We start from the raw sequence: 22,402 nt of genomic DNA on the forward strand, positions 1-22,402 counted from the left end.
GCAGCGGGGGGGGGGGGCGAGCCTTCAGTCTAGACGAAAAAATATCCCCCCGGGTCATCCCGAGGGCTGTTGATGGATAATTAATTTTTAGAAATATCCAATACCATTTCTTGCGTGTGTTTTGAATCGACAGAAATGAAAAATTTATACGTTCCTGCAGAAGGCATTGTGTAAGATCCTAAGTCAAAAATGATTAACTGTCCTTTATCAAGAGTAACATTATGAATCGTAATTACGGAGCCATTAATTTTATCAGCACCAATTTCATTGCGATCAGAAGCAATGTAATACAAATCGGATGCATCTGGAGTGAAAACATCATTCAAATCAAAAGTTAGAGTCGCGTTTCTTAATGGCTGGGTGGCGAGAAATTTTGGCATAAGGTATTGGGAGGAGCCTTCAACGAAATGGTAGGGATATTGACCATTTAGATTGTCTTGTAAAGTGAATATTGGATCAGTATAGCTATTCTCGACTTATTCCCTTCTCTTCGTGAGGGTTTTCGTTCGAGCCTACACCGTGCGGGCGACTTTCATCGCACACGGCGTTCCATCAACGGATAAGAAGGATTTTTACAACGGGCAAAATAAGCGTACTACAAATATGTCAATATTTACAGATTTTGATTTCAACATGATGGATCCAAGTGATGAGGGATTAACAAAATAATCGATTTGTAAAGGAGAGGTTCGTGCATGACAGAAATCGTTTTAGAACTCGATGAATGGCAAGAATTTGTTCCTTCAGGTTGGTATCTCGTTCAACACGATGAGTAGCACGTGGTTTCAAGATCTTCTTCCACTTGTAGTAACCTGATCGCGACACTTCCGCAATCCTGCACAGCATCATGATGGGATACATATGACTCATTTTTTCAATGGTACGAAACCGGGCTTGCTTATCCAACTTCCTTCCCCAGCTCCCCCGGTAATCCTCAAACGACTCTCCGTTTTGCTGTCTACGAACCCATTCGATGATTTGGGCATCACCCTTAATCCCTAATCTTCCTCGAATTTGCGCATAGGTCAGCCGCTCTTCAAGTCGTAATCGAACAGCTTCTTTCTTGAGTTCATCGCTATAACGCAAAAAGACTTGTCCTTTTTTGGGTGGCATGAAAAAACCCCTCCGGTCAACAGTATTGAGTACATGGTATCATGAACTCTTTATTTACTGTCTACCATAAGGGGATAATACCAGATGGGGATCTGCCCCATCCTTCCTTTTTTACCCTTGCCCTACAATCTTCTTCAAGCGTCCCACCAGTGGGATGACAATAACCGCGGCTACAACCACCTGCAAAACGTTCCCAGGAATGGAGCCAAAAGGCTGAATCCAGTTACCGTAAAGAATAACCTCAACAAAGTAGTAGCCCACAATCTTAATCACCAATGCAGCGGCAACTGCGAGTGCGTACACAAATAGCCGATTGCCAGGCACCTTTTCGGCGATGAGGCCAGCTACATAGCCCATTGCACCTACGATTACGAAGGTAAATGGTGCCCATGCTGTCCAACCGGAGATAAGGTCAAAGAGGCCCATACCAAAAGCTCCAGCGATAGCTCCTGTTTTTCTGCCATACACAAAAGCTGCGATTAAAAGAGGCACGTTACCGAGATGGATGAGTCCACCGTTCCCCATGATCGGGAGTCGTAAATTGATAAACATGGTGGCTGCGAGTGTAAAAGCGATAAAAAGTGCATTGATAACGAGGGTTTTCGTCTTTGTTGCTTTTCTTGATGAAAAAGTAGAATCCATATGATAGCCTCTTTCTTATTATTTTTACTATTATCATACTCACAATCAGCTACATAATAAATACACTTTGCACGATTTATTTGCCTAGGTAAATCATTCCAATGAAAGAGATGCGCTGGGGGAAGGCTAGGAAGCAGGTGCAGGACAGTGAAAGATTTGGATAAACTAGCTGATCCACTGCTGGAAGGCGGCCCCGCATATAGCCACATCAAGTTTTTGGAAAGTGTGCAAAAGCACCTTGATAAGTAAGGATACAGGAAAAACTCAAGCTGAAATAGGCTTGAGTTTTTTTGTCACTCTGTTTCGGTTTTTTCACCGTACGACTAGGCTAGCCTCTCTCCTAACTGCTTAACTTTCTCCAGCCACTTTTTGCGCTTTTCCTCGGCTGAGGCATTCACCCCACTGATCTCCGTAACCTTCACAGGCTTAATCCCGCAAAACTTCAAAATGTTGCGTTTCATCACGAGATGTCCGGCTTGCCAGTAGATCAATCGGTTGTACCAAGACGGAGTATCCATGGTCACAATCACATGGGCGGTTTTGCCCGTTAACAGCTTATCCCATAGAGAAGAGCCTTCCCGATATTTATAGGCGAATCCGGGTAATAGGACACGATCGAAAAATCCCTTCAAGATAGCGGGCATCGTGCCCCACCAGGTCGGATAGACAATGACCAGATGATCCGCCCAACGGATGAGGTCCTGCGCTTCTTTTAAGTCATCCTCCAGCTCCGTTCTTTTCCGATATCCGTATTTCAAATTTGGGTCGAAAGAGATTTGGCTCAAATCAATGGTGCGAATCTGTGCTGCTTTGCCTTTAGCTCCTTTCATATAGGCGTGCGCCAACGCAGAGCAATAGCTCTCGGGATCTGGATGTCCGATGATAACGAGAATGTTCATTTTCATATCCCCCTGTAGAGTTGATTCCATTACCGACAGATCGTGGTAAACTGAACTGTATTCAGCATATCGTGTGGAGTGGAACAGATGAATGATCGAAAGCGCATAAATGTTGTGGATTCACGCAAAGGAGGTTCCGTACTTGGAAAATGCGCATGGCTTTGCGATTTCGATGGTGTATCCGATTATGAAGACAATTACTCACAAGAAGCTTGATTTTGAGCGTTTTTGTGACCATATTTCTTTCGACAGTAGCTTGCTAAAAGATGTAGAGGCGCGCATTGATGAAGCGGAGCTCGAGCGTTTGATGAAGGAAGCGGCCATTTATACGCAGGATGATCATTTTGGGCTGCATCAAGGACAGTTAACCGATATTGCCGATCTGGGCATTCTTGGCTATGTCATGATGCATTCCGAAAAAATCGTCGATGCATTGAAGGCTTATCAGCGGTATCACGTGATCCTTTGCAGCGGGTACGACCTGGATTGGGAAGAGCGGGGGAACGATGTTTTCCTGCGCTTTCATAGACAAAGCCCTGGGAGCGTTTCTCGACATTGTATGGAGGATATGGTCAGCTCCTTGTACCACTTGATTGTCCATATGAGTCACCGGTCTATTCCGTTACAGGCGATACAATTCACACACGACGCTACGGCCGATATCGCTCCGTATTTGAATTTGTTCGGAATGAAGCCTTATTTTAGTGGAAAAGAAAATGGGCTCTTGATAGGCAAAGAAGTTTTGCAATATCCGATCCTGTATTCAGATGTTCGGCTGCGTAAAGCTTTTGAACCAATCGCGGAAGAAATTAGAGAGAAGCTGATCAGAGGGCGGGAATTTTCGGACCGCGTGTTTCAATGGATGATGGGATGTATGCCTGCGGCTTTTCCGACCTTACAGCAGACTGCCGCTGCTTTTCATATGAGTACGAGATCCCTGCAAGCGAAACTAAAGGCAGAGGACACTTCTTATCATGAATTGTCCACGAATGTCCGCAAAGAAATAGCGATGGGGTATTTACAGCAAGCGGAGCATTCCATTGGGGAGATTGCGTACCTGCTGCATTTTTCAGATCCAAGCGCCTTTCAAAATGCTTTCAAGAAATGGACGGGGCTGACACCAGGGCAATATCGGATCAATCGTCAAGCACTTGCCATGTAACGTCTTGATGGAACACGCTGCGTAAGCGTGTTTTTTTTTGTTGTCGAACCCATTTGTTTGACAAACTGGAAAATAATTGTGTACACTTTTTTTATTCCGACCGTACAGTATAAATAAACGAGGTAAGATCATGCCCAAATTAGGAATGGAACCAAAGCGCCGAGCAGATGTCATCAATGCGACCCTCACTTGTATTAGCAATCACGGGATTGATGGCATGACGCTAGATAAGGTGGCGGAGTATGCAGACTGCTCAAAAGGTGTCGTCACGTATTATTTTAAGAATAAGGACAATTTGACGAGTGAAGCCTTTCAGGCATTCTTGGCCTATTATGGCTTGAAAATCGAATCTGACATTGAGAACACCATGACAGCCCAGGAAATGATGGATGTTACGCTTACGCATATCTTGCCGCCATACGTGAACGACAAGGAAAAAGGGATCAATGTTTCGCAGCTGGATGGCATCGCTAACATGTACATCCCGCATGAAGATCAAGCAAGACTCTTTGTACAATTCTTCTCCAAAGCCGCATTGGACTCCAATCTCCAAGAAGTAGTTGCGAAGAGTTATACGAGAGATTTGCAGGGCATCACAAAGATTATTGATTACGGCAAGCAAACCGGGCTTATGTCTGTAGAGGATTCACAAAGCGCTGCCTACGGACTCATGGCGATGGTTGTGGGCTTGAGCTTCTTTCGAGTGGCGAGCGTTCAGCCAGCAAACGGCGAAGACAACCGATATATTTGTGAGGATTATGTGAGGCAGATCATCAATAGAAGGTGAGGAGGATACACATGAATATTACAAAGGTAGAAGCAGCCGTGGGAAACATTGCGATAGTGAGTGGTAGCGAGGTATTGATTATTGATGTGCAGTCAGCTCTGGATCTGATTGCAACCGTACACTATGAGGCAGACAGTAATCGTATCATTATTAACAAATCATTGATTAACGAAAGCTTTTTCGATTTGAAAACACGCCTTGCTGGCGAGATCCTGCAAAAGTTCATCAATTATCGGGTGAAAGTGGCAATTGTAGGAGATTTTTCGGTGTACACAAGTAAAAGTCTAAAAGACTTCATCTATGAATCCAACAACGGAAAGGACATCTTTTTCTTGCCGACCGAAGAGCAGGCGATCGAGAAGTTAAGCCAGGTGAAATAGAGATGGAACGGGCGTACACCATGGTGAACATCCCAGCAGGGCAAATCGAATTACGGGACGATCGAATCAAGGCCACATGGACAACCGAGGTGAACGCTTTTTTACTCGCACCGATTCCTGTTACGAATGCGTTGTACTTCTCGGTGGTACAGAAAGCAGCTGGACCGAATGACCACCCAGAGGCTCCCGTTGTAAATGTCTCGTGGAACGATGCGATTTCGTTTAGCAATCTGCTATCTCAGCAAGCGGGTCTCACAGAATGCTATTCGATAAGTGAAGACGGTGAGCGTGTCGTATGGAACGAGGAAGCGGATGGCTATCGTCTGCCGACAGAGGCGGAATGGCAGTACGCGTGCAAAGCAGGGACGGGTGGTTATCGGTACGGCGAGCTGGATGAGATCGCATGGTACCAAGAGAACGCTGAGGGTACAGCACATGCGGTAGGACAAAAGCTGCCGAATGCGTGGGGGCTCTATGACATGCTGGGAAATGTTTGGGAGTGGTGTTGGGACCTTTACGATGTGAACGTCTACGGCACCTACCGAATTTTTCGCGGTGGCAGCTGGGCGGAAGAGGCCAGAGGCTGTGGGGCGACGTGCCGCAGACGCAGTCACCCCACGTTTCGTATTGATGATCTCGGCTTTCGTCTTGCCAGGGGGGTTGCAAATTCCAAATGAATCCGTTATATTGATTTTAGTTAGATAATCTAATTATATTCAAGGTGGATTATGAGCAGAAAAAACAAGAGAGAGCATACATCTGATCAATTGCCAAAACTAGGTATTCAGCCGTATTTGGATCTGATGGAAAAAACAGCTCTGCAAAATACGGATCGCAAATTGGCTCATTTGGGGTTATTGATGCTATGGCTGGGGGATAACGCCATAGACACCATTGATTTGAATTTGGAGTCATTCGGCATAACGGAGAGTAAATGGGACGTATTGCTGTTGCTGACGTTACATGAAGACAGAGAACTTATCACGCCCTCTTCGCTTGCAGACAGGCTGGGCATTCGGCGTGCTTCTGTTACAGCTTTGCTGGACTGGCTGGAAAAAAGGCACTGGATAATCAGAGAGCAAAGCACGCTGGATGGTCGCAAGATTCATGTCAAAATAACAAAGGAAGGCAGAGAATTAGTAGCCAGAGCACTGCCAGTTTTCTGGGCTGCCTGCTCCTCCATTATAAGCGACTTAGAAGAGGAAGAACGGATGCTGCTGGAAAAAATCTTGATGAAGTTGAATCGTAGCATGGAAGAGAAACTGGGGGTGGGAAGATAAGATCATATTTTTTTATGAATATAATTAGATAATCTAACTATAATGTGTGTAAATAATTGAAAAAGAGGTGTACGATGTCACAGCGAAACTACTCACTCATGACTGCCATCCTATGCTGGTCAGGAATCTTCGTCATGTCGAGCTTATACGTTACGATTCCCCTTATGACTATATTTGCCGATCTTTTCAGTATTACATTGACACAGGCTGCAGCAGTAGGTAGCGCATTTTCGGTTGGGTTTGCCATAGGGTGCCTGATTTATGGACCGTTGTCCGAAAAGTATGGCCGCAAGAGCGTGATCGTGTTCGGGATGATTGCTCTGGCTCTATTTTCTTTGTTGCTTGGTAGCGCAAATCATTTCGCATGGATCATTGTTCTCAGGAGCTTGCAAGGTGCTGCCGCAGCTACGTTCTCGCCTGTTGCACTCGCCTATGCTGTGGAAATGTTCCCTGCGGCAAAACGGGTAACGGCAATCGGATTTATCAGCACAGGATTTTTGGCGGCTGGGATCATTGGTCAAGTGATCAGTAGCTTCATGAGTCAACAATACAGTTGGCACGCCGTATTCTATATGCTTGCTGCTATTTATTTCGTGACGCTGCTCGTGGTGATGAGGTGGCTGCCAAAAGAAGAGAGTCCTCTTGCTACCGTGAATATTTGGGAGCCGATTAAGCGAATTCCCTCCCTGTTCAAACAAAAAAATATCGTTTTGAGTTACATAATCGCTCTTGTATTGCTTATGTCATTCGTTAATATGTATACGGTCTTGGGGAGTTATTTGGCGGGACCCGATTTTGGGCTTAGCAACAAGGATATTCTGCTTGTTCGAACGATTGGTGTAGTGGGTATGCTCATTTCTCCGCTGGCGGGCGGGCTGGCAAAACGGTTTGGCTTACGTTCCGTGCTACGCTGCGGGTTAGGTCTAGCAGTGGTCAGTATGGCTTCCCTCGGTATGATATCTAATTTGTCTCTTTTGATCGGTACGAGTGTGCTTTTCGTTGCCGGAATTGCGTTATCTGTTCCTTCCCTGATCACGCTTATTGGACAGCTAGGGGGCAAATCGCGGGGAATTGCGGTTTCGGTTTATACGTTTATCCTGTTTTCGGGAACAAGTCTTGGGCCGATATTGTCTATCCGTTTGATGAATGTTGGCAGCTATAAACTTACTTTTGTACTGCTTGCAATCGTACTTGGCATTGGGCTGTTGGCTGCATGCCTGATTCGTAGTGATTCCGCGGTTGAAAGCAGTAGCACAAAACCTCCTTCACCACTAGCTTAGTGGTTGAGGAGGTTTTGTTGTTACAAACGACGGCTACTATCGATTATTTTGTTGATTCAGCAAGCGTTCTCGCTGCTTATGCATGGCTATGAAAGCGGCAAACACGAGCAGAAGGCTTCCTGTGAACAGAAACCCTTCCTCGATGGAGAAGGGCAGCCAACCTAAAAGGCCTGAGCCGACGACCACACCGAGAGAGAAGAAGGCGTATAAATAACCGTGTGCTTTCCCCCGCAATTCTTGCGGCGTCGATTGAATAAGCATCGTATTGACAGAGGGAAACAAGAGAGCAAAGCCTATCCCATATAGTCCTAACATGCAGTACAGTGCCAATGTCGTGTTGGACTGACCAATAAGCAGCTGACTCACGCCCATGAAACCAATTCCGATGGCCATCGTTTTGGAAGGGGCCACACGATCGAAAATCCGATTGGTCGGAAGCACGAAAATCAGAACAGCAATCATCCCAAACGTGCTCAATAACGTACCGCTTAATTTCGAATCGTATCCAAGCGATTGGACATGCAAGGGCAAAAGGTAAGCGATGACGCCTTGTGAAAACATGAGCAAAAAGGCACCGCCGTAAGCCTTGATTATCCCAGTATTGAAGATCAGGGCTGAGGTTGGAACGTCCTTCTTAAGCTTCTCTTTCTTGCAGGCCTGAGTGGATCGCAGAAAAATGACGGACAGGATGGCTAGGAAAAAGCCCATTACAGCTACACATGTAAAGACAAAAGGCACGGAGGTTTTGCTTGCCATAATGCCGCTGAATGCAGGTCCGATAATCGCTGCGAGTCCCACAAAGGTACCGGTGAAAGCAACCTTTCGTCCTTGCTGCTCATGTGTAGTGTTATTCGCAGAGAAAGTAAAAGCAGCAGGAACTATCAAACCGGCAACAAATCCGTGAATGAGTCGCACGATAATCAATAGAAACGGCTGATCGACGATGTGATACAGCAGCAAGGCACAGCTTGATAAAACCAATCCGATCAAGAGTGGTTTGGATGGACCAACCTTATCTGTCAGTATGCCAGAGATAATATTGCCAAAGGTATTGGCTAACGAATACAGACCGATGACAAAGCCTATAACAAATGAACTGGCACCTACGGAAGCAGCAAATGTACTCATGACCGGCAGTTGCGAGAACAAATCAAAGAACGAGAAAAAAACGATGCCGTATACGAGCAGGGCATTATTAAACGGCTTCAGAGGATACACATCCTGTGCCGTTTTCAGTCTGCGATCCAGAAAGAAGTTCCCAAACGGTACAAAAGCGGCGAGTAACGCAGCAAGAGACCAGAGCAAGCTCCATCTCACGCGAATGGCCGCATAGAGTATCGCCAGAGCATACAAGCAAAATATCCCGCCGTGAATACTTCCTATGATGGTTACGGCTTTGTCTAAGCCCCACACGTATTTCAAGGGCATTGCGATGCCCATCAATACTAATAAGGAAAGGCCATCAAATAGGCCTGTAAGACGTAAAAAGTAAATTGGATGTACCCGCACTTGTGACTCTCCTCATTTTTTATGAAGTGATGCCTCTATCCTAACATTTTTTTTGATGAAGAAAGTGAACAAATTCGGGTCATTCCTGTGTCGATATCAAGAGGGCGATGTATTTCTTTTGCGTTCTTCTTAACTGTAATCTTCAATCAGGGAGACTTTTCCTTCTTTCATCATAAATAGCGATTTCCCTTTTAATTGGAGCGTATCTCCAGCCTTAAGTCCGTTTGGCAAATCAATCGCGAGTATTCCTTAGGATTCGTTCGGATGCAGCTGTTCTCCTCTAATAACAATAGGAGAACAAACCATCAACGCCCAATCGCGACACTATCGACGAGTTGGTCTTCTGTTTAAGAGTGACATTTTATGGGCGATTGTTTACAATTTACATGGTATTCGTGAAAAGCTCGTCCTAACAAACATGATTGGCGAGGTGTCCCGATGAAGAATCCAAATACCGAATCTAGCAAAATTGTTGGCCAAACGGCAGCGACAGGCTTCCAAGTAGGTGTACGTAGGACGATGCCCATTACCCCAGAACAGGCATGGGCGTTTTTAACCTCGTCCGAAGGGGTGAAATTATGGCTTGGACATGTATCGAGCCTTACCTTTAGCGAGGGGGAGACCTTTACTTCCAGCGAAGGAATATCGGGTCAATTTCGTGTTGTAAAGCCGTTCCAGCAGTTTCGTTTGAAGTGGTCGATGAAGGATTGGGAAAAGCCGTCCACATTGCAAATCCGGCTGATATCCGACAAGCCTGACCGAACGACAATTAGTTTTCATCAAGAGAATTTGGATCACAGTAACACAAGGGAGCAAATGAAGCTTCATTGGGAAGAAGTTCTGAATGAAATCAGGCAAAATGTCTCCACGATGTAGAGGGAACAAGCTTATAAACTGCGCCTCCTGTTGATGTGTTTCACAATGGGGTGCAGTTTTTTTGCGTGATAAAGCAATTTCGTTCAGAATGTGATTTTTAAAAAGCATGGAGTTATCCCTATTGCCACAGGCCTATTCCTTTCATTAAAGCTGGAAAGCTTCCTATGTTCATAATTGGCAAGAGAATGCACATAGCTTATCAGTAGCGGGTGCATAAGCCCTTGCAGGTGAATGAAGTGGGGGAGACAAATGAGCAATGAAATGATAAAGAGGGAAATAGAGAGCAACCTGAAGGCCAAAGTTGCTTCTGATCCACAACGTTTGACGACCCCATTGCCAACTATTTACCCACAGAGATTCGAAATTCAGATCAAGCATCTACTCAACAATACTTCTGGATTACCAGATTTCTTTGAAGAAAAGCCGAAGCGGGGGAAAGGATTCCTAGAAGAGATTCTGGAGGATTCCTCACGCTATTGGACGGCGCAAGAAACCATACAATGGTCGAAAAAGCACTTACAGCCGCGCTTTGAGCCCGGGAAACGCGTCGATTATACAGATACAGGGTACAATCTGTTAGGGCTCGTGATTGAAAAGGTGACTGCCAAACCCTACCACGAAGTTCTCCATGACTACATTTTTAACCCCCTTCAAATGAATCACTCTTATTTATCTCAGTATTCCAAGCCCGTCATCAAAAGCGAGCATCCTGTAGCAAATCTCTATTTGGAGGGGAGAAAAATAAACGTAGAGAACTACCGCAGCTTCAGCAGTTTTTACGCGGGAGGGCAAACCGTAAGTACAATGGAAGATCAGCTGCGTTTCATGAAAGCACTCGTCCACAATCAGATGATCAAAAGAGAAACGCTCGAGATCATGCACCAGTGGAACAACATGCGGATCGGTATGGACTATGGCTATGGACTCATGCGGATGCGTTTTCTTCCGTTCACGCAAAAGGGATGAACTATCTCTTTTTTCATGTGCTGCGCAAAAATAGCGAAGGCAAAACCTCGTGACGTTTCCAATATTGACAAGTAGAAGAGAAATGAATATAGTAGGTGAGTAATTGAGATCGATAATCACTATCACAAAAATAGGATCAGGAGTTAAGGAGATCGCTCACCATGAAAAAAGCAGTCATCCCTGTCATTCTCATGTTCATGCTCTTGCTTAGCGCTTGTGGGTCTCAACAAGCTCAACCTGCACAGCCAGAGACACCAGCGGCAGGCAACGAAACGAAAGAGGCAACAGTGATTTACCAATCGGAAAAAGGACCTGTCGAGGTTCCTGCACAACCGAAACGAATCATTGGACTTACAAATGCCCCGAATATTGTATCGATGGAAGGTACACTTGTCGGAGTCGATCAATGGACGAAGCAAAATCCGCTTTTTACAGAAAAATTAAAAGATGTGGAAGTCGTATCGGATGCAGATTTGGAGAAAATCCTTGCCCTGAAACCTGACCTGATTGTGGCGGGATCAGAAATGAAAAATCTTGATCAGTTTAGCAAAATTGCGCCGACTGTCGTATTTTCGTGGGGCAAACTGGATTACTTGTCTCAACAGTTGGAGATTGGCAAGCTGTTGAACAAGGAAAAGGAAGCCCAGACGTGGATGGATGATTTCAAGAGCCGTGCAAAAACAGCCGGTGAACAAATTAAAGCGAAAATCGGTGAAAACGCAACGGTATCTGTCTTCGAGTATGACACGAAAGATTTTTATGTTTTCGGGAATAACTGGGCGCGTGGTACGGAAATCCTCTATCAAGCGATGGGCTTAAACATGTCGGACAAAGTAAAAAAGGACGTTCTCGGTCCTGGGTACTATAAGCTATCGTTGGAAGCGATTCCTGACTATGCTGGTGATTATCTCGTCCTCAGCAGAAGAAATGGTAGTACCAATGATTTTTTGCAATCCGCGACATGGAAAAACGTTCCGGCTGTCAAACAAAATCGCATTATTGAGATTGACACGGAAGCTTCCACGTACAGTGATCCGATCACACTCGAATATTTGCTGAAAATCTTTACGGAACAGTTTCTGACCAAATCGTAAATGCTTGGGAAGCCAAGCATTTTTCTTTTTGCTTTTTGTTCATTTCCACTGTATATGGAAATTGAAGTAAAATAGATGAGTAATCCTATGATTTGAACAAAACAACAAAAAAAGAGGTGTGACGATGGTAGAAGAGTTGTCGAATTACCTAAAGGAATGTGACATAGAAGTGGTTGCTGCGGAAGATTTCTCGGTACCTGCTACAAGTGTAGATAAGCACAGCATCTTGGTTCTGCCTAGCTATAATATACTAGAGATGATAGAAGAAGCGGTCGACGAAGAGGGGGCACTCTCTGATTATGTACATAACCAACTAGAGGAAGTTCATCGTTTATCTGTGGAGGATGCTTTTCGGCAAATTGTAAAATCTCGACTTTTGTATACAGACATTTCATCTGAGTTGAAAAATTTGGATGGGAAGAACTTTGAAGAAATCTATAAGGCATATTCCCTTATATGGGAAGGTCATGAGCTAATCAATGAACAACTCAGTGAAACAGAGATGGAGTCCTTTCTCATAAGTGAAAAATGGGTGCAGGATCGATTAGAAGATGATTCCTTGATTGTTATGGAATTGCCGTTAGCATCTGGTTATGAAGCACCGTTGTGGGTCCCAATGGGCGGCTATAATGACTGCCCACTACCCGTTTATCAGTCCGTTATCGTAAAGCACTGGCAGGAGGCGTATGGGATCAAGATTCTCGCTGTGACAGAGGATACTTGGATTCTTCAAGCAGGTTCAAGACCGAAGACCTACCAGGAGGCCCTAAAGCTCGCACAAGAACATTTCATCTTTTGTCAGTACGTTTTGGATGAGTTTCCATCATTAGGGCATTACGTCGATTATTTAATGAAACAGGATGTGTGGTATTTTTGGTGGGATTAACTCGCCATATTCCTGAAATATCTCCCGTGTTCCAACAATAAACATAACAAGATACCAAAGAACACTGGGGGAAGGAATGAGCAAATCATGCCTCAAGGAATACATGATGTGGAGCTGAACCTGCCCATCGGGGCGGTATGGCAGTTTGTGAGTATAGTGGAGAATTGGGTTCCACTGGTACCTGGCTACATCAGCCACGAGGTAATCAATGAACGACGTGTCGCTTGGACGTTTACAGGCGATATCGGCATCATGAAGAAAACGATCAGCCTGCAAGTGGATATCACCGAATGGACTCCGCCAACTGAGGTGAGGTTTAACCTGACAGGGATCAGTGGGAATTTTACCGGAGAGGGTTACTTTAAAGCGAGGGCAATAGGTGAGGCGCGGACGAAAATGACGGGGTGTCTGGATATCACTGCCCATGGTGTGAAGGGCCCCATGATCAATTCCATTCTGAAATCCAATCTTCCCAAGACAACGAGGGAGCTCGTGGAGGCTATTGGAAAACGTATAACGAAATAGCATCCTTGCCACCAAAACGAAAACACGCCAGCTCGGCGTGTTTTTTTGTGCCAGCACGATTGGGAGATAATAAAGGAGGCGGCGCCAATACCGAGTAAATCAAAAAGTCGGCAGAGTTGACGCTCAGAGACGGCGATCCTTATAATTTCTTTATGACGATTCTAATTGTAACCACCAAATTGTATATGCCTCCGCCACGGTTGAAGATCGTTAGCCGTCCGCGATTGATCGAGCAGTTAAACGAGGGCCTAACCCGTAAACTGACGGTCATTTCAGCACCAGCAGGCTCCGGTAAAACGACGCTTGTCAGTGAATGGCTCGCCGGCGGTGATCGACCCTTCGCCTGGATTTCCATGGATGATGGGGATAATGACCCTGCGTGTTTTCTTACATACCTCTACACAGCTCTGCGAAATATTGACCCGAATATTGACCCGAATATTGAATCGGGCATAGTTCCTTTGCTCCATTCTCCTCAACCCTTACCAATCGAATTAATGATGACGACTCTGCTTCATGAAATAATTACAATACCTAACCCTTTTGTTCTTGTCTTCGATGATTACCACGTTTTGAAAACGGGGCCACTCCATGATGCCATCTCTCTCCTGCTTGAACGGATGCCCCCACAGATGCATTTGGTAATTGCGACCCGCGAGGAACCACGTCTGCCTATCGCTCGGTTACGTGTGCGGAACCAATTGAATGAAGTACGCGCATCCGATTTGCGCTTTACCTATTCGGAAGCAACTGAATTTCTGGGGAAGGTGATGGGGATAGAGCTATCATCGGAAAACATCGCCCTGCTCGAAGCCCGTACAGAAGGCTGGATTGCAGGTTTACAGTTAGCGGCTCTTTCCATGAAAGAACAAATAGATGTCGCAACCTTCCTTCAATCTTTTTCCGGCAGTCACCATTTTATCCTCGATTATCTAATAGAAGAAGTGCTTACCCAGCAATCTGCAAGCATTCAAGCATTCTTGCTGCATACATCCATCCTCGACCGATTGTCCGGTCCTCTTTGTGACGCCGTTTTTGGCCAAAGTGATATCTGTTCAGGTTCAGGCCAGGAAACGTTAGAATTCCTCGAACGCGCCAATCTGTTTATCGTCCCGCTGGACAGCGAGCGGCGTTGGTACCGCTATCACCATCTTTTTGCTGATTTACTGCGGCAGAGGCTCCGTCAGCATTTTTCATCGACAACAGGAGAGGGCGAGCGAATCGTCGCAGAATTACATACCCGCGCAAGCATTTGGTATGAAGACAATGGTCTGGAGATGGAAGCTTTTCACCATGCAGTGGCCGCCAATAATACATCACGAGCTGCGCGACTGGTGGAAGGAGAGAGGATGCCGCTGCTCTTTCGTGGAGGGGTAGTCCCTGTACTGGACTGGCTGGAGTCGTTACCACACGAGGAGATGGATGCAAGGCCAGCGATGTGGGTGATGTACGCCTCAGCCTTACTGATGACTGGTCAAATGACTGGCGTTGAACCGAAACTGCTAGCGGCCGAAAAAGCAATGCAAGGTTTGGAGCCAGATGCCAAGTCCAGAGATACTCTTGGGCATATCGCTGCCATACGCGCTACATTGGCTGTGAGCAAGCACCAATTAGACGACATCATGGTCGAGGCTAAGCGAGCGTTGGATTACTTGAACCCTGACAACTTGCCTGTCCGCACAGCCACTACATGGTCGCTGGGGTATGCCTATCACCTTCAAGGGAATCGTTCCGCAGCCAGCAAGGCTTACCATGAGGCATTATCGAACAGTGAGAAGATTGGCCATTTCGTGATCACCATGATGGCTACGCTTGGACTAGCGAAGCTACAGGAGGCAGATAATCAGCTCCATATGGCGGCTGAGACTTATCAGCATGTACGAAAATTGGCTGGTTCCCCTCCCTTACCAGCTGCTTGTGAAGCTCATCTGGGCTTGGCCCGGATTTTTTATGAATGGAACGACTTGCATACAGCCGAGCATCATGGTCAACAGTCTATTCAATTAGCACGTCAACTGGAACAAACGGACAGAATCGTGGCAACGCAGGTGTTTCTGGCAAGACTGAAGCTAGCACAAGGAGACGTTAGTGGAGCGGCTGCCATGATTGCAAATGCTGAGTATGTGGCTCGCAAGCATTGCTTTGTCATGCAGATGCCCCCTATTGCCGAAGCACAAGTCCTTATATTACTTCAGCAGGACAACCTGCCAGCGGCAGCCCGGTTAGCACAAAAGCACGACCTTCCCATTCTCCAAGCCCGTGTACTTCTGACTCAGGGAGAGACGTTCGCAGCACTTGCGGTGCTCGAACCATTACTCGAGCAGGCGGAGGCAAAACAATTAGAAGATGAACGACTCAAGACCATGCTTTTGTTAGCGGTTGTATTGCATGCGCATGGTGAACAAGCAAAAGCTGCGCAAATGGTGAAAGACGCATTGGTGATGGCAGAGCCGGGGGGCTTCATTCGTACTTTTGTCGACGAAGGTATCCCGATGAAAAGGTTATTGTGTGATGGGGTAGTTCATGGAACGATGCCAAGCTATATAGAAAAGCTGCTTGCGGAATGGACAGAGGACCATGCTGATTCCCTGATCGAGCCACTTAGTGAGCGAGAACTTGAAATTTTGCAGCTCATCGAAAAAGGATTATCGAATCGTGACATTGCCCAGCAGCTGTTCCTCGCTCTTAGCACGGTGAAAGGGCACAACCGGAATATCTTTGACAAGCTTCAGGTACAGCGGCGTACGGAAGCAGTCGCACGGGCTCGCCAGCTGGGCTTGTTGTAAATTCCAAAACAATACTTAAGTATCTGTATACCAATACCGTGCTCCCGCTATACTCATGGCAAAGTGGATAGGAGGATGTCAATGAGAGCAGTGGTATGCACGAAATACGGATCACCAGATGTTTTGGAGCTAAGAGAAATAGAGAAGCCTATTCTCAAGGAGAATGAAATCCTGATAAAAATTCATGCAACAACAGTTACATCTGGAGACTGCAGAATACGAGCCTTCAAAAGTCCGTTCTTGCTCTGGATTCCCATGTGCCTCGTGCTCGGTCTCACCAAACCGAGAAATCCTATTCTCGGTGTAGAGCTATCTGGGGAAGTCGAAGCGATCGGAAAACATGTAAAGCGATTTAAAACAGGCGACCAAGTCTATGCATTAAGTGGGATGCGATGCGGTGCGCATGCAGAGTACATCTGTCTGCATGAAAACGCAATCGTGGAGTTAAAACCGACAAATGTAACACACGAAGAAGCTGCCGTGATTCCTTTTGGGGGAACGACCGCCTTGCATTTTTTTCGAAAAGGAAAGCTCCAAAAGGGACAGAAAGTGCTGATCTACGGTGCTTCTGGATCGGTAGGGACATCCGCGGTACAGCTTGCCAAGTATTTTGGCGCTGAGGTAACAGCGGTATGTAGCTCTGCCAATTTAGATTTGGTGAAATCGTTGGGAGCCGATAACGTCATCGATTACACGAAAGAGGATTTTACGAAAAAAGAAGAGCGGTATGACATTGTATTTGATGCGGTTGGGAAAGTAACGAAGTCCCAGTGCATAAAAGCACTGGCGCCGAACGGGTTATTCCTGACAGTGGATGGGCAAGGGATTGCAAAGGTGCGAACGGAGGATTTGGATTTTCTTAAAGAGCTGATGGAGGCGGGGCAGATAAAAGCGGTTATTGATAGACGTTATTCGTTGGAACAAGTACCGGAGGCACATAGGTATGTGGAGACAGGGCGGAAGAAGGGGAATGTCGTGATCAAGGTTGGAACATGATGAAATAGTCCCAAAATGAAAGACAAAGGGGGCAGCTCTTTGCCGAAAAAATCGGCAGGTGAGACTGCCCCATTTAACTCCTACTCATTCCGCCAAGCCAACGCCAGCGTCCCCATCCCAGCATGTGCCCCAATCGTGGAACTGATGGGTCCAACCAACACCTCGACATCGGCGTACTTACTCTGAATTTTCTCTTTCAGTTCCAGCGCTTTGTCCAAGACGTTGCCATGCAAAATCTGCACGTGCTTCACGGAGTAATTCTGCTTGGCTTTCTCCAGCTGTTCCAGCATGCGCTTGACCGCTTTCCCTTCAGTACGAACCTTTTCATATACTTCAAACAGCCCATCTTTAATTTGGAAAATCGGCTTGATCTGAAGCAGATTGCCGATGAAATATTGCAAACCGGTCATTCGGCCGCCCTTGTAAAACTGGTCGAGACTGCCAACCAGAATATAGTTCTCATACTTTTTGTATTCCTCGCGCAAGGAGGCCGCAATCTCCTGATAGCCTGTTCCTTCTTTGGCTTGCTCGATTCCGGTTAAGATAATCGAGGTAATCGGGTACGACATCAGCTTGGAATCTACCGGCTCGACAGGGAAGTCTACCATCTTGGCGGCTGTTGCACTTGAATTGTAGGTCCCACTCAGATCAGAGGAGAGGTGGACAGCAATCGCGCATTCATACTCTTCCTTTAATCGTTCGTAGAGTGTCACAAATTTTCCTAAGGAAGGCTGCGACGTTTTGGGAGCATAACTGGCCTGCACAATTTTTTGATAAAGCTGTTCAGGCGCTAAATCAATGCCGTCTTCAAAAGTGCCATCTTCAAAGATTATCTCCAGTGGAACGACGTAGATGTCATGCTCTTCCATGATGTGATCAGGGATGAGTGCGGTACTGTCTGTAACCCAAGCGATTTTTTTCTTCAAGGAAACATGTCCTCCCCCATTATAGTAGAAACCTAGTCTTGCTCTATCTGTACTAGCGAAAGCTTTGGGTCATGGTTGTCCGATACTGACGATGTATAAGCAAACTCGCATATACTATCATAATACGGAAACTGTCGTTTTTTGTCGTAAATAGAAGAAGTTTTATTGAACAAATGAGAGGGGACTCCTGTAAAGGGGGGCACAGACAAGAAAAATCCCATGTTTCTTCGAGAGGAAGAGACATGGGATTTGTATCGTTTACTCAACCAACGGCTTGATTTTGGGAAACACCTTCAATGCTGTCTTGTAAAACACATCCTCGTGATACTCCGCTGGGATCAGCTCCTGTACAAACTGGATATACGGCTTCACTGGTGCCAACGGCCAGTCCGTTCCGAACAAAAACTTGTCGTAATGATCACAATAGGTGATCGCGTGGCGCAGATGGGAGAAGAAGAGCGGGGAGTCCGCGAGTCGCTTGCAATTGGCTGCGTCACCGACCATTAAGCCGGAGAGATCTGCAAACATATTGCGGTTTTTATAAACGACTTCTGCCCCATCGAGTACCCACGGATCTCCAAAATGGGCCATCATGAAATTGACGTCTCGATGCTTTACCGCCACCTCGTCCAGTGTGAGAGGGTGAGAGTATTTTAATAGCCCGCGCTCGGAGTACGTATCGCCGGTGTGAAAGACGACAGGCACCTGGTATTTGGCTGCGAGCGCATAGACGGGATCGTAGACGCTATCGTAGGCGTAGAAGGGATAGTAGCCCAGATAGATTTTCAACCCGACTACGTTGGGCTTTTGCAGGTCAGCTTCCAAGCGTGCCACTGCCTCTTCATCCAGCTTGAACGGGTTGATTCCCAGGCAATAGACGAACGGTGGCGGCAACTCGTCTGTCAGGTCAAGTCCCATGGGAGTGACAGCTTCCACATCGGGAAAGCCGTCTGGCTGAGTCTCTGTCAAGCCCATGCCTATCCCAAGGACCACGCCATTCTCGGCATATTCTTGCAAGAGACCAGCGACGGAGTAATCGACAAACGACTTTTCTGCCGCCGTCCGCTTGAATTCCTCGATATGGGATAAATGCATGTGCGCATCAATGATTTTCATTGTGAAGCCCCCCTTTATTTGGCAAAGCGTATCGCCCGTAAGTCAGATAAGGCATTGGAAGGAAGCGTGTTCTCGGCAAACAGGAAAAAGACAGGCGGAGTAAAGGTAGTGCTGTTGTTTGGCAGATTCAGTTCGCGTATGACAGAAGCTACGGCCACTTCTTTGTTTGCGTATACTTGGAGGTCCGCAGTATCGAGGTCAGTAACGATATGCATCTGATCCTTGCTGTTTTCTCGCCCGAAGACATAATCGGATACTTCAAGGACATCCAATTCACCTTGTGCCAGCTTGTAGTTGAGCTCCTCGCCATTCGTACCGACGGTTTTCAACCATAGCGCCTCGTCTTCGGTTCCTGGCTGCAAAAAGATGTCAGTGGCTAATTCCTTGCCAGCAAAGTAGGTTCCAGTATTCTGCTCGATCTCTACGGTATGACAGAGGACAGGTACTCCTGGCAGCAGCAAGTAATACTGGTGGCAAGTCAACCCGCGATACTTCTCCTGCTTTTTCACATGATAGCTCACCTTGATTCCCTGCCACGCATTTTGCTTGTTGTCGATTAGCTCGACAAAGGAAGCAGTACGCTCTTCTTTAACCAGTGAAAACGCGCTTAACTCCTCCATATAGTTGCCGATTCCACCTGTCCACGGATTCCACCAAGATTTCGGCTTCCGTTCAGGGAAGGCGCTGTCCAGCCACTCCTGCCCATTGCTTGTAAGCGAGTAGAGCGTCGGAGCAAAATCTGGAGCAGCTTTGATCCGCAATCGTCCATTGTCGGCGATATAGACCTGCTGTCCCTCTTCCACTGTTTGCTCCTGTATGACCTTGCCTTGCCCAATTGGGAAAATCGCGCTCTGCAAATGCGACACATGCGTGGCAAAACGTCCCTCTACTTGCACGAGGTCATATGGTTTTTCTGGCGTCTTGAAGGAGAAGCCAGATTCCGTCTCTTCCTCATCTTCTGTAAAGTTCTGCGTTTGTCCGGAAGCTGACTCGCTCAAAAGGGATGCCATCAGTTCTCCGTCCAAGTACTGCTGCTTGTACTCTTTCACCTGTACATCTAGGTCCTTGCTTGTGACAAACGGATTTTGCTCATTGGCACTCAATTCCAGGTGAGAGGTCAAGATCAGGTCTGCTGGCATAGGTTCTTTACGGGCAAAGGCACGGAACTCTTTCCAGTCAGCATAGCCCCCATGCGAGAAGTGGAAGGGGCCGAACGATTTTTTTTCATGTGGAGTAAGCATACCGAGATTGGTTTCAAGTGTGACGTACCAGCCTTGAATGTCAAAACGGTATTCAGGAGGCCAGCACATTCCCCATGGGGTCGTTTCATCCTGTGTAAACAGCCAGTTTTCACTGACGAACTCAGCATCCCAATAATCCATATCGCTGCCATAGGAGGATGGTGTCTCAACATAACGGCCTTGATACGGCACAATGGGGCGATAAAAACTGTGACTAAAGCCTTGGTTAAGCCAGAGCTCAGCAGCCAGCTTGTCAGCAGAGTGGTTTTCTATCTCCAATCCGTGTTCTACGGTGCCATCTCCGAACAGGAGCGTTTTGCTAATCAGTGCAATTTGCGGGTATGCCCCGGAGCGATACGCTGCACGGATGCCGATTGCTCCCTTTTCTGCGATAAACTCAACTTTCTCGGCACGTTTCTTCGAGAACTCGCTGGAAAACGGTTTGCCGAGCTTGGGATAGAGGAGGTTGGTTGGCTCCCCGCCTGTCCCGCCAACAACGGTCATCTCATTATCTTCTTTGTTCAAGTAGAGCGAATGGCGTCCATGGTGAACTTGCCAAGCCTGTTCTGTTTCTCCCGACACCATCGCACCAAGCCCTGTAAAGGCAGCTCCGATGTTTTTGGCAAAAGAAACCGATCTGCCATCTGCGAGCTTTGCCTCCACCTGTACGTTGGCTTCGTAAAAGCCATGTTCATACAGGGCAGCGTTAAGCGGAAGCGAAATGCGCTCTTTGCCAGACAGTTTCAGTATGTGATGGTGCTCTTGTAAGTTGAAAAATGGGCAAGCGGGCAACTCGAATGAAAATTCGGCTTCTTCCGCAAAGTTGTTTTCCACGTCCAAATAAAATAGCTTTGTTTGTCCCGGATAGGAGAGGCCAGGTACATGCAAGGAAAGGCTAGCAGGAAACTTGGGAAGGATTCCTACCTCAAACAGAGCTGCCTTGCCGTTGATCGATAGGTGGGTACAAACACGCGGATGCGTGCGCCAGATGCTTTGCTCTTCTGTGATTGGATCGACAAAAAAGTTTGCTGACAGCGTCGTTTCACCTGTCACAGCTAGCTCGTGCTGATAATCAAAGCGGATCGTGTCGCTCGGTTGCCCGTTTAACGAAATCTGTAACGGCTTGCCTGATTTGTTGACGATCCGGTAGTGAATTTGATATTCCCGTCCAAAGACCAGCTCCAGCTTTTCCACTTCGGCAGACACGAGATAATCTTCCGTTTCGATGAGGCGCATGCCTCGACCCCGCCGCTCAAACTCCACGCGCAAGCTCTTTTCTGCTTTTGCCCAGGAGTATGTGAAGTAATCAAAGCCGTTTTCCTTGCGTCCATCCGGCTCAACGACGATCTCCCGTGTAGAGTCCTGATACCAGTCAAGCTCCTCAAAATAGTGGGCGATCGCTTCGGTACGGAGCACAGAAGGAATCATGTTCATCAGATGGGTGGCGTCGTCCCGGTCTTCCCAGAAAAACCCGAACTTCTTATACAACGGAACAGCCTTCGTATTTCCTGCCCACGTATACAGATCAAGTCGCGGCCAGCCGAGCTCAATCGTTTTCTCCAGTGCACATGAAAGCAGCATCCGGCCGACTTTTTTTCCGTGATAGTCGGGACGTACATTGAGCAACGGGATGTAGAGGGCACCGGTATCTTCCCGATATTCGGCCAGGCTGCAATAACCAACGACCGTTTCACCTTCCATTGCGAGATAGACAGTGATAGCGTCAGAAGCTGCTTCTTCTTGTCTGATTTGTTCGGCTGTCGTAATCGAATTTCCGCCTCCCCAGCTATCTCGGCTGGCATTCCACATATCTGCGACCGCTGCGGCCAGCTCAGGGCGGTAGGTGACCATTGAGATTGATGCTTCCATGCTTGTTAACACCTCGATTACATTGTTAAATTATGTATCTTATAAGAGTTGTACGTTTGATCGACAAAA

General features: G+C 46.8%; 21 protein-coding genes. 13 read left to right on the forward strand and 8 right to left on the reverse strand.

Annotation, left to right across the window (positions count from 1 at the left end; translation table 11 throughout):
- Positions 1–80: 80 nt before the first annotated feature.
- The 4 genes from PMI05_RS16275 to PMI05_RS16290 form a co-directional block, all read right to left on the reverse strand.
- Positions 81–380 carry a hypothetical protein gene (locus tag PMI05_RS16275; protein WP_007723678.1) on the reverse strand — a complete coding sequence of 100 codons (300 nt, stop codon included), beginning with the start codon at positions 378–380 and terminating at the stop codon, positions 81–83.
- Positions 381–657: 277 nt separating this feature from the next.
- Positions 658–1,113 (reverse strand): transposase, encoded by a 456-nt coding sequence (locus tag PMI05_RS30080; RefSeq protein ID WP_007723680.1) that lies wholly within the window; start codon positions 1,111–1,113, stop codon positions 658–660.
- 111 nt (positions 1,114–1,224) lie between these two features.
- Positions 1,225–1,755, reverse strand: a complete 531-nt coding sequence (locus PMI05_RS16285) for an ECF transporter S component (RefSeq protein WP_007723683.1) — start codon at positions 1,753–1,755, stop codon at positions 1,225–1,227.
- A 323-nt stretch (positions 1,756–2,078) separates the two neighbouring features.
- Positions 2,079–2,654: an NAD(P)H-dependent oxidoreductase gene (locus PMI05_RS16290; RefSeq protein WP_007723686.1), complete on the reverse strand. Its 576-nt coding sequence runs from the start codon at positions 2,652–2,654 to the stop codon at positions 2,079–2,081.
- A gap of 142 nt (positions 2,655–2,796) precedes the next feature.
- On the opposite strand from PMI05_RS16290, the gene PMI05_RS16295 reads away from it, so the two are divergent.
- The 6 genes from PMI05_RS16295 to PMI05_RS16320 all read left to right on the forward strand — a co-directional run bounded on the left by PMI05_RS16295 (position 2,797) and on the right by PMI05_RS16320 (position 7,543).
- Positions 2,797–3,816: an AraC family transcriptional regulator gene (locus PMI05_RS16295; protein ID WP_007723690.1), complete on the forward strand. Its 1,020-nt coding sequence runs from the start codon at positions 2,797–2,799 to the stop codon at positions 3,814–3,816.
- 130 nt (positions 3,817–3,946) lie between these two features.
- Positions 3,947–4,603 (forward strand): TetR/AcrR family transcriptional regulator, encoded by a 657-nt coding sequence (locus PMI05_RS16300; protein ID WP_007723693.1) that lies wholly within the window; start codon positions 3,947–3,949, stop codon positions 4,601–4,603.
- A gap of 11 nt (positions 4,604–4,614) precedes the next feature.
- A complete protein-coding gene (locus PMI05_RS16305; protein WP_007723697.1) occupies positions 4,615–4,983 on the forward strand; it encodes a DUF4180 domain-containing protein in 369 nt (122 codons plus the stop codon).
- Between the two features lie 2 nt (positions 4,984–4,985).
- Positions 4,986–5,660 (forward strand): SUMF1/EgtB/PvdO family nonheme iron enzyme, encoded by a 675-nt coding sequence (locus tag PMI05_RS16310; RefSeq protein WP_007723700.1) that lies wholly within the window; start codon positions 4,986–4,988, stop codon positions 5,658–5,660.
- Positions 5,661–5,711: 51 nt separating this feature from the next.
- Entirely contained in the window at positions 5,712–6,263 is a 552-nt protein-coding gene (locus tag PMI05_RS16315) for a MarR family winged helix-turn-helix transcriptional regulator (protein ID WP_007723702.1), read from the forward strand.
- 74 nt (positions 6,264–6,337) lie between these two features.
- A complete protein-coding gene (locus PMI05_RS16320) occupies positions 6,338–7,543 on the forward strand; it encodes an MFS transporter (RefSeq protein WP_007723704.1) in 1,206 nt (401 codons plus the stop codon).
- 36 nt (positions 7,544–7,579) lie between these two features.
- Here PMI05_RS16320 and PMI05_RS16325 read toward each other — a convergent pair whose 3' ends face one another.
- Positions 7,580–9,052 carry an MFS transporter gene (locus tag PMI05_RS16325; protein ID WP_007723705.1) on the reverse strand — a complete coding sequence of 491 codons (1,473 nt, stop codon included), beginning with the start codon at positions 9,050–9,052 and terminating at the stop codon, positions 7,580–7,582.
- Between the two features lie 438 nt (positions 9,053–9,490).
- Between PMI05_RS16325 and PMI05_RS16330 the strand changes: the two genes are divergently transcribed.
- From PMI05_RS16330 to PMI05_RS16360, 7 genes are all read left to right on the forward strand, one after another.
- On the forward strand, positions 9,491–9,928 hold the full coding sequence (locus PMI05_RS16330) for an SRPBCC domain-containing protein (protein ID WP_007723707.1): 438 nt from the start codon (positions 9,491–9,493) through the stop codon (positions 9,926–9,928).
- A 249-nt stretch (positions 9,929–10,177) separates the two neighbouring features.
- Positions 10,178–10,894 (forward strand): serine hydrolase, encoded by a 717-nt coding sequence (locus PMI05_RS16335; protein ID WP_007723709.1) that lies wholly within the window; start codon positions 10,178–10,180, stop codon positions 10,892–10,894.
- 161 nt (positions 10,895–11,055) lie between these two features.
- Positions 11,056–11,988 carry an iron-hydroxamate ABC transporter substrate-binding protein gene (locus PMI05_RS16340; RefSeq protein ID WP_007723711.1) on the forward strand — a complete coding sequence of 311 codons (933 nt, stop codon included), beginning with the start codon at positions 11,056–11,058 and terminating at the stop codon, positions 11,986–11,988.
- A 124-nt stretch (positions 11,989–12,112) separates the two neighbouring features.
- Positions 12,113–12,874 (forward strand): DUF4253 domain-containing protein, encoded by a 762-nt coding sequence (locus tag PMI05_RS16345; protein ID WP_007723725.1) that lies wholly within the window; start codon positions 12,113–12,115, stop codon positions 12,872–12,874.
- 87 nt (positions 12,875–12,961) lie between these two features.
- Positions 12,962–13,399, forward strand: coding sequence for a CoxG family protein (locus PMI05_RS16350; protein WP_007723728.1), 438 nt, complete (start codon positions 12,962–12,964; stop codon positions 13,397–13,399).
- A 152-nt stretch (positions 13,400–13,551) separates the two neighbouring features.
- Positions 13,552–16,185, forward strand: coding sequence for a LuxR C-terminal-related transcriptional regulator (locus tag PMI05_RS16355; RefSeq protein ID WP_007723732.1), 2,634 nt, complete (start codon positions 13,552–13,554; stop codon positions 16,183–16,185).
- An 81-nt stretch (positions 16,186–16,266) separates the two neighbouring features.
- Positions 16,267–17,181 (forward strand): NAD(P)-dependent alcohol dehydrogenase, encoded by a 915-nt coding sequence (locus PMI05_RS16360; protein ID WP_007723734.1) that lies wholly within the window; start codon positions 16,267–16,269, stop codon positions 17,179–17,181.
- 80 nt (positions 17,182–17,261) lie between these two features.
- Here the strand turns inward: PMI05_RS16360 and PMI05_RS16365 are convergent, their stop codons facing one another.
- The 3 genes from PMI05_RS16365 to PMI05_RS16375 form a co-directional block, all read right to left on the reverse strand.
- The gene (locus PMI05_RS16365) at positions 17,262–18,107 is read right to left on the reverse strand and encodes a DegV family protein (RefSeq protein WP_007723737.1); all 846 of its coding nucleotides are present in this window, start codon (positions 18,105–18,107) and stop codon (positions 17,262–17,264) included.
- A 258-nt stretch (positions 18,108–18,365) separates the two neighbouring features.
- Entirely contained in the window at positions 18,366–19,223 is an 858-nt protein-coding gene (locus PMI05_RS16370) for an amidohydrolase family protein (RefSeq protein ID WP_007723739.1), read from the reverse strand.
- Between the two features lie 14 nt (positions 19,224–19,237).
- Positions 19,238–22,333 (reverse strand): GNAT family N-acetyltransferase, encoded by a 3,096-nt coding sequence (locus tag PMI05_RS16375; protein WP_007723741.1) that lies wholly within the window; start codon positions 22,331–22,333, stop codon positions 19,238–19,240.
- Positions 22,334–22,402 lie beyond the last annotated feature (69 nt).

Origin of the sequence: Brevibacillus sp. BC25, from assembly GCF_000282075.1 — a bacterium.
GTDB lineage: Bacteria > Bacillota > Bacilli > Brevibacillales > Brevibacillaceae > Brevibacillus.

What these genes read in the sequence shown, in the direction of transcription:
- PMI05_RS16360 (WP_007723734.1), top strand. Translation starts at nt 16,267, where the DNA reads ATGAGAGCAGTGGTATGCACGAAATACGGATCACCAGATGTTTTGGAG.
- PMI05_RS16350 (WP_007723728.1), top strand. Translation starts at nt 12,962, where the DNA reads ATGCCTCAAGGAATACATGATGTGGAGCTGAACCTGCCCATCGGGGCG.
- PMI05_RS16305 (WP_007723697.1), top strand. Translation starts at nt 4,615, where the DNA reads ATGAATATTACAAAGGTAGAAGCAGCCGTGGGAAACATTGCGATAGTG.
- PMI05_RS16335 (WP_007723709.1), top strand. Translation starts at nt 10,178, where the DNA reads ATGAGCAATGAAATGATAAAGAGGGAAATAGAGAGCAACCTGAAGGCC.
- PMI05_RS16370 (WP_007723739.1), bottom strand. Translation starts at nt 19,223, where the DNA reads ATGAAAATCATTGATGCGCACATGCATTTATCCCATATCGAGGAATTC.
- PMI05_RS16300 (WP_007723693.1), top strand. Translation starts at nt 3,947, where the DNA reads ATGCCCAAATTAGGAATGGAACCAAAGCGCCGAGCAGATGTCATCAAT.
- PMI05_RS16345 (WP_007723725.1), top strand. Translation starts at nt 12,113, where the DNA reads ATGGTAGAAGAGTTGTCGAATTACCTAAAGGAATGTGACATAGAAGTG.
- PMI05_RS16315 (WP_007723702.1), top strand. Translation starts at nt 5,712, where the DNA reads ATGAGCAGAAAAAACAAGAGAGAGCATACATCTGATCAATTGCCAAAA.
- PMI05_RS16320 (WP_007723704.1), top strand. Translation starts at nt 6,338, where the DNA reads ATGTCACAGCGAAACTACTCACTCATGACTGCCATCCTATGCTGGTCA.
- PMI05_RS16355 (WP_007723732.1), top strand. Translation starts at nt 13,552, where the DNA reads ATGACGATTCTAATTGTAACCACCAAATTGTATATGCCTCCGCCACGG.
- PMI05_RS16275 (WP_007723678.1), bottom strand. Translation starts at nt 380, where the DNA reads ATGCCAAAATTTCTCGCCACCCAGCCATTAAGAAACGCGACTCTAACT.
- PMI05_RS16290 (WP_007723686.1), bottom strand. Translation starts at nt 2,654, where the DNA reads ATGAACATTCTCGTTATCATCGGACATCCAGATCCCGAGAGCTATTGC.
- PMI05_RS16310 (WP_007723700.1), top strand. Translation starts at nt 4,986, where the DNA reads ATGGAACGGGCGTACACCATGGTGAACATCCCAGCAGGGCAAATCGAA.
- PMI05_RS16375 (WP_007723741.1), bottom strand. Translation starts at nt 22,333, where the DNA reads ATGGAAGCATCAATCTCAATGGTCACCTACCGCCCTGAGCTGGCCGCA.
- PMI05_RS16340 (WP_007723711.1), top strand. Translation starts at nt 11,056, where the DNA reads ATGAAAAAAGCAGTCATCCCTGTCATTCTCATGTTCATGCTCTTGCTT.
- PMI05_RS30080 (WP_007723680.1), bottom strand. Translation starts at nt 1,113, where the DNA reads ATGCCACCCAAAAAAGGACAAGTCTTTTTGCGTTATAGCGATGAACTC.
- PMI05_RS16330 (WP_007723707.1), top strand. Translation starts at nt 9,491, where the DNA reads ATGAAGAATCCAAATACCGAATCTAGCAAAATTGTTGGCCAAACGGCA.
- PMI05_RS16285 (WP_007723683.1), bottom strand. Translation starts at nt 1,755, where the DNA reads ATGGATTCTACTTTTTCATCAAGAAAAGCAACAAAGACGAAAACCCTC.